The sequence below is a fragment of the Burkholderia sp. MSMB617WGS genome (assembly GCF_001532025.2).
GTDB lineage: Bacteria > Pseudomonadota > Gammaproteobacteria > Burkholderiales > Burkholderiaceae > Burkholderia > Burkholderia savannae.
Genome location: NZ_CP013457.1, coordinates 175,667 through 187,723, shown reverse-complemented (window position 1 = coordinate 187,723; position 12,057 = coordinate 175,667). Strand labels below are relative to the sequence as shown.

Genomic DNA, 12,057 nt, shown 5'->3' with positions numbered 1-12,057 from the left:
CCGTCTGGCGACGACATGCGCCGGACATCGTTTTTCGCACTCTGGAGAGCGGCAGTAGCCGCGTGCGCGCAACGCGCCGCACGAGCAGGCTGCCCACCGAAGGGGCGCGCGCGAAGCGGATCGAGTCCGTCGCGCAATCTCTCAGGTATCGAGGACAGAGGGGCATGCACGCATCGCAGGCGGCTTCACGCGCCAGCGGTTCGCCAAGTTGCCGTTTTGTTTTCGCGCCCGGGCCGCCGCCCGGCCGCCTTGCCTGGGACCCCGATGACCGTTCTCAAAATCACCCCGCTGCACGCCGCGCATCGCGCCCTCAACGCCCGCATGGTCGACTTCGGCGGCTGGGACATGCCCGTCAACTACGGCTCGCAGATCGAGGAGCATCAGGCCGTGCGCACCGACGCCGGGATGTTCGACGTGTCGCACATGTGCGTGGTCGATTTCACGGGCCCGCGCGTGCGCGCGTTCTTCGAGCACGCGCTCGCGAACAACGTCGCGAAGCTGCAAACGCCCGGCAAGGCGCTCTACTCGTGCCTGCTGAACCCCCAAGGCGGCGTCATCGACGATCTGATCGTCTACTACTTCACCGAGGATTTCTTCCGCGTCGTCGTCAACGCCGGCACCGCCGACAAGGACGTCGCGTGGTTCAACCAGCTCAACGAGCAAGGCGGCTTCGGCCTCGCGATCGCGCCGCGCCGCGACTTCGCGATCGTCGCCGCGCAGGGCCCGAACGCGCGTGCGAAGGTGTGGGACACGATCCCCGCCGCGCGCGCGGCGACGAGCGAGCTCAAGCCCTTCAACGCCGCGCAGGTCGCGGGCACGCCGTTCGGCGACCTCACCGTCGCGCGCACCGGCTACACGGGCGAGGACGGCTTCGAGATCATCGTCCCGGCGCCCCATGTCGAAGCGCTGTGGAACGCGCTCGCCGAGCGCGGCGTGCGCCCGTGCGGGCTCGGCGCGCGCGACACGCTGCGCCTCGAGGCCGGCATGAACCTGTACGGCCAGGACATGGACGAGACGGTGTCGCCGCTCGACGCCGGCCTCGCGTGGACGGTCGATCTCGCCGCGCCGCGCGCGTTCGTCGGCCGCGACGCGCTCGAAGCGAACGGCTCGCGCGCCGCGTTCGTCGGCCTCATCCTGCAAAAGGAGAACGGCCGCGCGGGCGGCGTGCTGCGCGCGCATCAGAAAGTCGTGACCCCGCACGGCGAAGGCGAGATCACGAGCGGCACGTTCTCGCCGACGATGCAGGAATCGATCGCGCTCGCACGCGTGCCGAAGGGCGTCGCGGCCGGCGACACGGTCCACGTGCAGATCCGCGACAAGAATCTCCCCGCGCGCGTGGTAAAACTGCCGTTCGTGCGCAACGGCAAGGTGCTCGCGGTCTGACGCGAAGCAACCGGCGCGCCCGCGCGCGCGAACCGCGCCTCACATTCAAACGCTTGCAAGCAATCAATCTCAGGAGCATCCGATGAGCAACATTCCGGCCGATCTGAAGTACACGGAAGAACACGAGTGGGTCCGCACCGAAGCGGACGGCACGCTGACGGTCGGCATCACCGACCACGCGCAGGAAACGCTCGGCGACATCGTCTTCCTCGAGCTGCCCGAAGTCGGCAAGACCGTGAAGGCGGGCGACGCCATCGGCGTCGTCGAATCGGTGAAGGCGGCGTCCGACATCTACACGCCGGTGTCGGGCGAGGTGGTCGAAGTGAACACGGCAATCGTCGACACGCCCGACGAGGTCAACGGCGACGCGTACGCGAGCTGGCTCTTCAAGATCAAGCTCGAAGCGGGCGCGTCGACCGACAAGCTGATCGACGCCGCTGCCTACGAGAAGCTGGTCGGCTAACGCGCCCACTCACGAACCGCGCGGCGCGGCGGGCGGCAGCACGGGCCGCGCCACGCATGGGACCAGGGTGAGCGTTAAGGCGCTGACTCTGGTCGATGGCAAAGCATGGGGCCGGGGGGGGCGCTGATGCGCTGACTCCGGTCGATCGCACAGCGTGGGACCTGAGTAAGCGTTAAAGCGCCAACTTCGGTCAACCGCGAAGCATGGGACCCGAGCAAGCGCTGAAACGCCAACTCGGGTCGATCGCAAAGCATGGGACCCGAGCAAGCGCTGAAACGCTAACTCGGGTCGACCGCGAAGCATGGGACCCGAGCAAGCGCTGAAACGCCAACTCGGGTCGACCGCAAAGCATGGGACCCGAGTAAGCGCTGAAACGCTAACTCGAGTCGACCGCAAAGCATGGGACCCGAGCAAGCGCTAAAGCGCTAACTCCGGTCGACCGCAAAGCATGGGACCCGAGCAAGCGCTGAAGCGCTAACTCTGGTCGACACAGGAACGCCATGAAGCTCGAACACCCGGATCACCTGATGAACCGCACGCCCCTCTCGCTCGCCGCGCTCGAAACGCACGACGCGTTCGCCGAACGCCACATCGGCCCCGACGACGCCAGCCAGCGCGCGATGCTCGACACGCTCGGCTTCGCAACGCGCGCAGCGCTGATCGACGCCGTGATTCCCGCGCCGATCCGCCGCCGCGACGCGCTGCCGCTCGGCCCGTTCGCGCAGCCGCTGAGCGAGGCGGAAGCGCTCGCCGCACTGCGCGAACTCGCGGACAAGAACCAGGTGTTCCGCTCGTACATCGGCCAAGGCTATTACGACTCGCACACACCCGCCGTCATCCTGCGCAACGTGCTCGAAAACCCGGCGTGGTACACCGCGTACACGCCGTACCAGCCCGAAATCTCACAGGGCCGCCTCGAGGCGCTCCTGAACTTCCAGCAGATGGTCGCCGACCTGACGGGCCTCGCGATCTCGAACGCGTCGCTGCTCGACGAGGCGACGGCCGCCGCCGAGGCGATGACGCTGCTGCAGCGCGTCGGCAAGCCGAAGTCGAACGTGTTCTATGTCGCCGACGACGTGCTGCCGCAAACGCTCGAAGTGATCAGGACGCGCGCGAAGCCGGTCGGCATCGACGTGAAGACGGGCCCGGCCGCCGACGCCGCCGGCGCGAACGCGTTCGGCGTGCTGCTCCAGTATCCGGGCGCGAACGGCGACGTGCGCGACTACCGCGCGCTCGCCGCCGCGATCCATGCGGCGGGCGGCCACGTCGTCGTCGCGGCCGACATCCTCTCGCTCACCGTGCTCACGCCGCCCGGCGAATGGGGCGCGGACGTCGCGGTGGGCAACACGCAGCGCTTCGGCGTGCCGATGGGCTTCGGCGGCCCGCACGCCGCGTACATGGCGGTGCGCGACGAATTCAAGCGGCAGATGCCGGGGCGCCTCGTCGGCGTGACCGTCGACGCGCAGGGCAAGCCCGCGCTGCGCCTCGCGCTGCAAACCCGCGAACAGCACATCCGCCGCGAGAAGGCGACGTCGAACGTCTGCACCGCGCAGGCGCTCCTCGCGATCATGGCGAGCATGTACGCGGTCTATCACGGCCCGCGCGGCCTGAAGACGATCGCGCTGCGCGTGAACCGCATCGCCGCGCTCCTCGCCGCGGGCGTCAAGCAGATCGGCTACGCGAGCGTCAACGACACGTTCTTCGACACGCTGACGATCGACGCGGGCGCGCGCGCCGCGCAGATCCACGAGCTCGCGAAAGCGAAGCGCATCAACCTGCGCCGCGCGAGCGACACGCAAGTCGGCGTATCGGTCGACGAAACGACGACGCGCGCCGATCTCGCCGATCTGCTCGCGATCTTCGCGCAGGCGGCGGGCGCGACGGCGCCCGACGTCGACTCGCTCGACGCCGCGCTGCCCGCCGTGCCCGCGCTGCCGGCCGGCCTCGAGCGCACGAGCGCGTATCTGACGCACCACGTGTTCAACCGCCATCATTCGGAAACGGAAATGCTGCGCTACCTGCGCAGCCTGTCGGACAAGGATCTCGCGCTCGACCGCTCGATGATCCCGCTCGGCTCGTGCACGATGAAGCTGAACGCGACGTCGGAAATGCTGCCCGTCACGTGGCCCGAATTCGGCCGGATTCACCCGTTCGCGCCGGCCGAGCAGACCGTCGGCTACCGCGAGATGATCGACCAGCTCGAACAGATGCTCGTCGCGGCGACGGGCTACGCGGCCGTGTCGCTGCAGCCGAACGCGGGCTCGCAGGGCGAGTACGCGGGCCTCTTGATCATCCACGCGTATCACGAATCGCGCGGCGAGAGCCATCGCGACATCTGCCTGATTCCGGCGTCCGCGCACGGCACGAACCCGGCGTCCGCGCACATGGCCGGCATGAAGGTGGTGGTGGTCGCGTGCGACGCGCAGGGCAACGTCGACATCGAGGATCTCAAGGCGAAGGCCGAGCAGCACTCGAAGGACCTCGCGGCGATCATGATCACGTATCCGTCGACGCACGGCGTGTTCGAGCAGAACGTGCGCGAGATCTGCGAGATCGTGCACGCGCACGGCGGCCAGGTGTACGTCGACGGCGCGAACATGAACGCGATGGTCGGCCTGACCGCGCCGGGCCAGTTCGGCGGCGACGTGTCGCACCTGAACCTGCACAAGACCTTCTGCATCCCGCACGGCGGCGGCGGCCCCGGCGTCGGCCCGGTCGCGGTCGGCGCGCACCTCGCGAAGTTCCTGCCGAACCAGCGCTCGACCGGCTACGCGCGCGGCGAGGAAGGCATCGGCGCGGTGTCGGCCGCGCCGTACGGCTCAGCGTCGATCCTGCCGATCTCGTGGATGTACATCGCGATGATGGGCGCGAAGAACCTGACCGCCGCCACCGAAACCGCGATCCTCAACGCGAACTACATCGCGAAGCGCCTCGCGCCGCACTACCCGGTGCTGTATTCGGGCCCGGGCGGGCTGGTTGCGCACGAATGCATTCTCGACCTGCGTCCGATCAAGGATTCGAGCGGCATCACCGTCGACGACGTCGCGAAGCGCCTGATGGACTACGGCTTCCACGCGCCGACGATGAGCTTCCCGGTGCCGGGCACGCTGATGGTCGAGCCGACCGAATCGGAATCGCAGGAGGAGCTCGACCGCTTCATCGCCGCGATGGTCGCGATCCGCGACGAAATCCGCGCGGTCGAGGAAGGCCGCGCCGACCGCGAGGACAACCCGCTGCGTCACGCACCGCACACGGCGGCCGTCGTCACCGCGAACGAATGGCCGCACGCGTACTCGCGCGAGCAGGCCGCGTACCCGGTCGCGTCGCTCGGCACGAACAAGTACTGGCCGCCCGTCGGCCGCGCGGACAACGCATATGGCGACCGCAATCTGTTCTGTTCCTGCGTTCCGGTATCGGATTACGCATGATGCGCCGGCGCGGCCCGCTCGCCGCGCCGCGCTCCTTTCAACGGCGACGCGCCGTCCGCAATCCGTCGTTGCGGACGGCGCGCGCGTTCGCATTCGCCCGCAAGTCCGGCTAACATCTCACACCGCGATCCAGCCAACAAAGGAGTTCTGCATGGTGCGTCAGACGTTTCCGGGCCGCGCGCAGGCGATGCGGCGGCGCTTGAGCGCGCTCGCGCCGGCGCTTCTCGCCACCGCCGCGCTGACGGCGGCCGGCCCCGCGCGAGCGGCGATGAATTTCTGCGCCGCACCGGCGCTGCAGAGCAGCGAAGCGACGCACGCCGAACCGGGCGTGCAGGCGCTCATCAAGAGCGTCGACGCGCATCTGAACGACGAGCCGAAGGCGCTGCCGCGCGTGCACACCGAAGGCACGCTGCCGCACGAAGGCATCTACGACCAGAGCGCCGAGGCGCTCAACGACATGGAGCTGATGCGCAACGCGGCGCTCGCGTGGCGCGTGACGAACCAGAGCCGCTATCTGGCGCTCGTCGACCGCTTTCTGTCGGCGTGGGTGAACACTTACCGCCCGAGCTTCAATCCGATCGACGAGACGCGCTTCGAGAGCCTGATCCTCGCGTACGACATGACCGCGAGCGTGCTGCCCGTGAAAACGCGCAACGCGACGGCCGCGTTCATCGCGTCGCTCGGCAACGGCTACGTGCAGCAGATCGACGCGCAGAAGCGCCCGCTCAAGGGCACGTGGCGCAACAACTGGCAAAGCCACCGGATCAAGCTGATCGCGCTCGCCGCGTTCACGCTCGGCGACCGTAGGATGATGAACGCCGCGCAGCGCCTGTTCGTCGAGCATCTCGCCGACAACATCGAGCCGGACGGCACGACGTACGATTTTCTCGAGCGCGACGCGCTGCATTACGCGGTCTACGATCTGCAGCCGCTCGTGACGGCGGCGCTCGCGGCGCGGCGCTTCAACCGCAACTGGCTGCGCGAGCGCGCGCCGAACGGCGCGACGCTCGCCGCCGCGCTCGACTGGCTCGCGCCGTACGCGCGCGGCGAGAAGACGCACGAAGAATTCGTCCACTCGCCGGTGCCGTTCGACGCGAAGCGCCGCGAGGCAGGCCTGCCCGGCTATTCGGGCATGTGGGAGCCGAAGAACGCAACCGAGCTGTTCCACCTCGCCGCGCGCCTCGACGGCCGCTACGCGGGCATCGCCCAGCAACTCTCGCCGATGCCGCCGGCGTGGCTGGCCGCGTGCCTGCCGCTGCCGGCGCGGTGATCCCCCAATACATCCAGCAATTCAGGAAACGAAATGGCAGTCAGCGTGTTCGATCTTTTCAAAATCGGTATCGGCCCGTCGAGCTCGCATACGGTCGGTCCGATGCGGGCCGCGCTGATGTTCGCGCAAGGGCTCGAGCGCGACGCGCTGCTCGCCGCGACCGCGAGCGTGAAAGTCGAGCTGTACGGCTCGCTCGGCGCGACGGGCAAGGGCCACGGCACCGATCGCGGCGTGATGCTCGGCCTGATGGGCGATGCGCCCGACACCGTCGATCCGTCGACGATCGCCGCACGGCTCGACGCCGTGCGCGATTCGAAGTCGCTCGCGCTGCTCGGCGCGCATCCGGTGCCGTTCGTGCCGAAGGAGCACATCGCGTTCTACCGGCAGGCGCTGCCCGAGCATCCGAACGCGATGAAGCTGCGCGCGATCGACGCGACGGGCGCGGTGCTGCGCGAGACGACGTATCTGTCCGTGGGCGGCGGCTTCGTCGTCACCGCGGGCGCGCCGAACACGAAGGTGCTCGCCGCCGTCGAGCAGATGGCGCATCCGTTTCGCACGAGCGCCGAGCTGCTCGCGCTCACCGATTCGACCGGCAAGTCGATCGCGCAGTTGATGTGGGAGAACGAGCGCGCGTGGCACACCGAGGAGGAGACGCGCGCGGGCCTGCTGAAGATCTGGGACGTGATGCAATCTTGCGTCGCGCGCGGCTGCGGCATCGACAACCCGGACGCCGACGGCAACCTGCCCGGCCCGTTCCAGGTCAAGCGCCGCGCGCCGCAGCTCCATCGCGCGCTGACGGACAATCCGGAACGCGCGTTGCAGGACCCGCTGTCGATGATCGACTGGATCAACCTGTACGCGATCGCGGTCAACGAAGAGAACGCGGCGGGCGGGCGCGTCGTCACCGCGCCCACCAACGGCGCGGCGGGCATCATCCCGGCCGTCCTCCATTACTACACGCGCTTCACGCCGGGCGCGAACGAGCAAGGCGTGATCGACTTCCTGATGACGGCGGCGGCGATCGGCATCCTGTACAAGCTCAACGCGTCGATCTCGGGCGCCGAAGTCGGCTGCCAGGGCGAAGTCGGCGTCGCGTGCTCGATGGCGGCGGGCGCGCTCGCGGCCGTGCTGGGCGGCACGCCGCAACAGGTCGAGAACGCGGCCGAAATCGGCATGGAGCACAACCTCGGCCTCACCTGCGATCCGGTCGGCGGGATGGTGCAGATTCCGTGCATCGAGCGCAACGCGATGGCGTCGGTGAAGGCCGTCAACGCCGCGCGCATGGCGCTGCGCGGCGACGGCACGCACTACGTGTCGCTCGACTCCGTGATCAAGACGATGCGCGAGACGGGCGCGGACATGAAGACGAAGTACAAGGAAACGTCGCGCGGCGGGCTGGCGGTGAATATCGTCGAGTGCTGATGCGGGGGCGGCCGAACGCCGCCTCCCGGTTTTCTTCGCGCCGCGCTCGCGGCCATGCGGCCACGCAACTCGCGCGGCGCATTGCCGGCTCACGTGCGGCGAAGCGGCGCGCGCTTACGGCATTTTTACGCGTCCACAACCGGTACTCGGCGTATCTCGCTCTTGCCGCAAGCAGCGCTCGGATCTCTCCCCTCCCTCAAGCAACACCCTAACGACAAAAAAACCGCCTGCCGCCCGTGGCACCAGCTCGCGAGCGCGCAATGCCGACCAGGGCGCGACCAGCGGCAGCGCGTCGACGCCGCCGCGCGCCTACCATTCCTGTCAGTATCCCGCCCGCCCGCCAATCGATATCTTGATCGGCGGGACTACCGTCCGAGCGGCCGCGTCGCCCGCCGTTCGCCGCCGCGGCCGTGCTCGTCTCCGGCTCCCCATGTCGCTCAAAGGAGAAAAAATGATCATCGCTACGTGGAACATGCTGGGCGCAACCAATGCCGTCTATTTGAACCAGGTACTGCAACAAACCCGCGCAAACGTGCTGTGCCTGCAGGAATGCGGGACGAACTTCGCGACGTTGCTGGAGGAAAGGGCGCCGATCATCGGCAACGACGGCGCGATCATCGGCTACACGGGTAACTTCAGAGCCGGCGCGGGCTTCATGGAATGCGTGTACTGGGAAGCGCCCCAAGACCGGCTCGGCCTCGCCGTGCTCAGCAACATCGCCCCGAGCGCGCGCCATATCCTGATGCCCGCCGCCGCGGGCTTCAATCCGAACAGCCCGCGCGCGATGCCGTGGTGCACGGTCACCGATCCCCAAACGCGTAACGCCATCACGATTTATTCGATTCACAGCCCGCCGGTATCCCGCAACGTCACGCTGGCCAATGTCTGCACGTGGAACAATGCGCAGATCGGACAGATCAGTCAGCGCGGCGGAACCTGGGCATGCGTCGGTGACTTCAATGCGCCGCCCAATGCGGCGGGATTCGTTCCACCGCCGCAAGGCGCCGTCGTGAGCAGCAACCGCGCGACGCAACAAGGCGGCGGCATTCTCGACTATGCGATCACCAACGCGCCTGGATTCACCTTTTTTCAGGCCGGAACTCAATTGGTCGGCGCATCGGATCACTACCCGCAGTCGTTCCGCTGGTAATCGCCACCGGGCGCGCCATCGGTAATGGCGCGCCTTCCGCCACCTTCCCTTCCGGCGTAAGCTGTACGTCCCGCCACGAAGGGAGCTCGTCTTATATGCCGATTTCCCCGGACCTCGGGCAGCGCGCCGCCACCGGCGCACGCCTGCTCGTCGACGCCCTGCTCGCGAATCACGTCGAGCGCGTGTTCTGCGTTCCCGGCGAGAGCTTTCTCGCCGTCCTCGATTCCCTCGCCGACGAAACCGAACGCATCCAGACCGTCGTCTGCCGCCACGAGGCCGCCGCCGCGAACATGGCGGAGGCGCTCGGCAAGCTGACCGGCCGGCCCGGCGTCGCGTTCGTCACGCGCGGCCCCGGCGCGACGCACGCGTCGATCGGCGTGCACACCGCATTCCAGGATTCGACGCCGATGATCCTCTTCATCGGCCAGTGCGCGCGTGAGCATCTCGATCGCGAGGCGTTCCAGGAAATCGACTATCGGCGGATGTTCGGCCAGCTCGCGAAATGGGTCGCGCAGATCGACGATCCGCGCCGCATCCCCGAATACCTGAGCCACGCGTTTCACGTCGCGATGTCGGGCCGGCCAGGCCCGGTCGTGCTCGCGCTGCCTGAGGACGTGCTGTCCGAGCCGTGCGCCACGCAACCCGTCGCGCCCGCGGCGAAGCGCATCGCCGCCGCGCCGTCCGTCGCGCAGATGGCCGAGCTGCGCGAGCGGCTCGCACGCGCCGAGCGGCCGCTCGTGATCGCGGGCGGCAGCGGCTGGACGCCCGACGCATGCGCGGATCTGCGCACGTTCGTCGAGCGCTGGCGGTTGCCGATCGCGTGCGCGTTCCGCTACCAGGACACGTTCGACAACGAGCATCCGCAGTACGCGGGCGACGTCGGCCTCGGCGTGAATCCCGCACTCGCGCGCCGCATCCAGGAAGCGGACCTGCTGTTCGCGCTCGGCCCGCGCCTCGGCGAGGCGACGACGGGCGGCTACACGCTGATCGACATTCCGAAACCGAAGCAAGTGCTCATTCACGTGCATCAGGGCGCGGACGAGCTCGGGCGCGTCTACGCGGCCGATCTGCCGATCGCGTCGGGGATGCCCGAGATCGCCTCGCAGCTCGCCTCGCTCGAGCCGCCGGCCTCGCCCGCGTGGGCGCAGAGCGCGGCCGACGCGCATCGCGCGTATCTCGACTGGCGCGCGCCGAAGCCGATGCCGGGCGACGTGCAGCTCGGCGACGTGATGCTGCAATTGCGCGAGCGGCTGCCGCACGACGCGATCGTCACGAACGGCGCGGGCAATTACGCGGCCTGGCTGCATCGCCATTTCGCGTACCGGCACTTCCGTTCGCAACTCGCGCCGACAAGCGGCGCGATGGGCTACGGCGTGCCGGCCGCGCTCGCGGCGAAGTCGCTGTATCCGCAGCGCACGGTCGTCGCGCTCGCGGGCGACGGCTGCTTCATGATGGCCGGCAACGAGCTCGCGACCGCGATGCAGTATGGTCTCGCGATCATCGTGCTTGTCGTGAACAACGGCCATTTCGGCACGATCCGCATGCATCAGGAGCGCAACTATCCGGCGCGCGTGCACGGCACGGGGCTGACGAATCCGGATTTCGCCGCGTACGCGCGCGCGTTCGGCGCGCATGGCGAGACGGTCGAGCGCACCGCCGATTTCCTGCCTGCGCTCGATCGCGCGCTCGCGGGCGGCCTGCCCGCGCTGATCGAGATCCGCGTGCCAAAGGATGCATGCACGCCCGCCGCGACGCTCGAGCAGGTGCGCGAGCAAGGCCTGCGCGCGCGCCGCGCGTGACGGCGCATCCGGCAGGCCCGCGCTCGCGACGATGACGACGCACGCAGCCCCCGCGCTGCCGCCCGCCGACGCGCTCACCTACCCCGGCACGCTGCTGTCGCCGGACGGCCGGCTCGTCGCGCCCTACGATCTCGAATGCACGGGCGCCGACGCGCGCGGCTACGCCGGCGCGGCGAGCCGCATCGGGCTGTTGCATGCGGCAAGCCGTCCGTTCGCGCTCGATTACGCGACGTTGTCGACCGTTCACGTGATCAATGGGATGGGCGTCGCGCTCGGCGACTCGGTGATCGGCCTGACCGCGCTCGCGGCGATCCGGGCGCGCCATCCGCACGTGCGCTTCGTGCTGTACCGGCCCGCGCATGCGCCCGCGTACGTCGACGCGCTGTATCGGCTCGCGGCCGACGCGATCGCGCCGATCCGCACGCTGCCCTGGCCCGCGGCCGCGCTGCCGGAAAGCGACACGCGGATCGATCTCGGCAATCACCTGTACTGGCCCGCGTTCGCGACGCGGCCGATGATCGACTTCTTCCTCGCGTCGCTCGGCGTGCCGCCCGAATCGATCGCCGCCGATGCGAAGCGCAATCATTGGCTCGCCCGGCTGACGCTTCCGGAGCCGCCGCCCGAATGGCGCGGCCGGCGCTACGCGCTCTTCTGCCCGCAGGCCAGCACGCCGCTGCGCAGCATTCCGCCCGCGCGGCGCGCGGCGCTCGTCGACCGGCTTGCGCGGATCTACCGGCTGCCCGTGCTCGGCTTCGAGCCGATCGATCATCCGGACTACGTCGATGTGAGCGTCCACTCCGGCGATACCGCGCACTTCATCGGCTGGGTCGCGCAGGCGAGCGTCGTAATGTGCGCAGACACGTCGGCCGTGCATATCGCGGCCGGCTTCGATGTGCCGACGCTCGCGTGCTTTTCGAGCATCGCGCCCGAGCTGCGGGTGCGCGATTATCCTTTTTGCACGGCGATCGGGCTTGATGTGCCCGAGATGTTGCGCAATCGCCACAAAAGCGATGCCGTCGACGATATCGCGCTTGTCGACGCCGCGTATCGGCGCATCGATTGGGATGCGCTCGCGTGGCCGCCGGCGCGGGAGTGAGCGCGGCGGAAAGCCGATCGCCATTGCACGCCGCATCGCACATCGC

9 protein-coding genes and 1 riboswitch are annotated in these 12,057 nt (G+C 68.8%); of the genes, 8 read left to right on the top strand and 1 reads right to left on the bottom strand.

All coding sequences use genetic code 11. The features are described 5' to 3' along the window. The first annotated feature begins 31 nt into the window (after positions 1 to 31). Positions 32 to 168: riboswitch (glycine riboswitch) on the top strand. 96 nt (positions 169 to 264) lie between these two features. The 3 genes from gcvT (at position 265) to gcvP (ending at position 5,274) form a co-directional block, all read left to right on the top strand. After that, positions 265 to 1,383: a glycine cleavage system aminomethyltransferase GcvT gene (gene gcvT, locus WT60_RS00920; RefSeq protein ID WP_038752962.1), complete on the top strand. Its 1,119-nt coding sequence runs from the start codon at positions 265 to 267 to the stop codon at positions 1,381 to 1,383. 82 nt (positions 1,384 to 1,465) lie between these two features. Beyond that, complete coding sequence (gene gcvH, locus WT60_RS00915) at positions 1,466 to 1,846, top strand: glycine cleavage system protein GcvH (protein ID WP_038752965.1); 381 nt, start codon at positions 1,466 to 1,468, stop codon at positions 1,844 to 1,846. Between the two features lie 500 nt (positions 1,847 to 2,346). Then, positions 2,347 to 5,274: an aminomethyl-transferring glycine dehydrogenase gene (gcvP, locus tag WT60_RS00905; protein ID WP_038752967.1), complete on the top strand. Its 2,928-nt coding sequence runs from the start codon at positions 2,347 to 2,349 to the stop codon at positions 5,272 to 5,274. Here the strand turns inward: gcvP and WT60_RS35620 are convergent. Beyond that, on the bottom strand, positions 5,265 to 5,390 hold the full coding sequence (locus tag WT60_RS35620; protein ID WP_081989990.1) for a ubiquinol-cytochrome C reductase: 126 nt from the start codon (positions 5,388 to 5,390) through the stop codon (positions 5,265 to 5,267). The genes gcvP and WT60_RS35620 overlap by 10 nt on opposite strands. A 35-nt stretch (positions 5,391 to 5,425) precedes the next feature. Here WT60_RS35620 and WT60_RS00895 point away from each other — a divergent pair, with 35 nt between their 5' ends. From WT60_RS00895 to WT60_RS00875, 5 genes are all read left to right on the top strand, one after another. Continuing rightward, positions 5,426 to 6,544, top strand: coding sequence for an alginate lyase family protein (locus tag WT60_RS00895; RefSeq protein WP_038752971.1), 1,119 nt, complete (start codon positions 5,426 to 5,428; stop codon positions 6,542 to 6,544). A 33-nt stretch (positions 6,545 to 6,577) separates the two neighbouring features. Next, positions 6,578 to 7,966 (top strand): L-serine ammonia-lyase, encoded by a 1,389-nt coding sequence (locus tag WT60_RS00890; RefSeq protein ID WP_038752973.1) that lies wholly within the window; start codon positions 6,578 to 6,580, stop codon positions 7,964 to 7,966. 451 nt (positions 7,967 to 8,417) lie between these two features. Continuing rightward, positions 8,418 to 9,116 (top strand): endonuclease/exonuclease/phosphatase family protein, encoded by a 699-nt coding sequence (locus tag WT60_RS00885; RefSeq protein WP_161788692.1) that lies wholly within the window; start codon positions 8,418 to 8,420, stop codon positions 9,114 to 9,116. 95 nt (positions 9,117 to 9,211) lie between these two features. After that, the gene (locus tag WT60_RS00880) at positions 9,212 to 10,915 is read left to right on the top strand and encodes a thiamine pyrophosphate-binding protein (protein ID WP_060356264.1); all 1,704 of its coding nucleotides are present in this window, start codon (positions 9,212 to 9,214) and stop codon (positions 10,913 to 10,915) included. Positions 10,916 to 10,946: 31 nt separating this feature from the next. Further along, positions 10,947 to 12,011: a hypothetical protein gene (locus tag WT60_RS00875; RefSeq protein WP_059578146.1), complete on the top strand. Its 1,065-nt coding sequence runs from the start codon at positions 10,947 to 10,949 to the stop codon at positions 12,009 to 12,011. Positions 12,012 to 12,057: the final 46 nt, after the last annotated feature.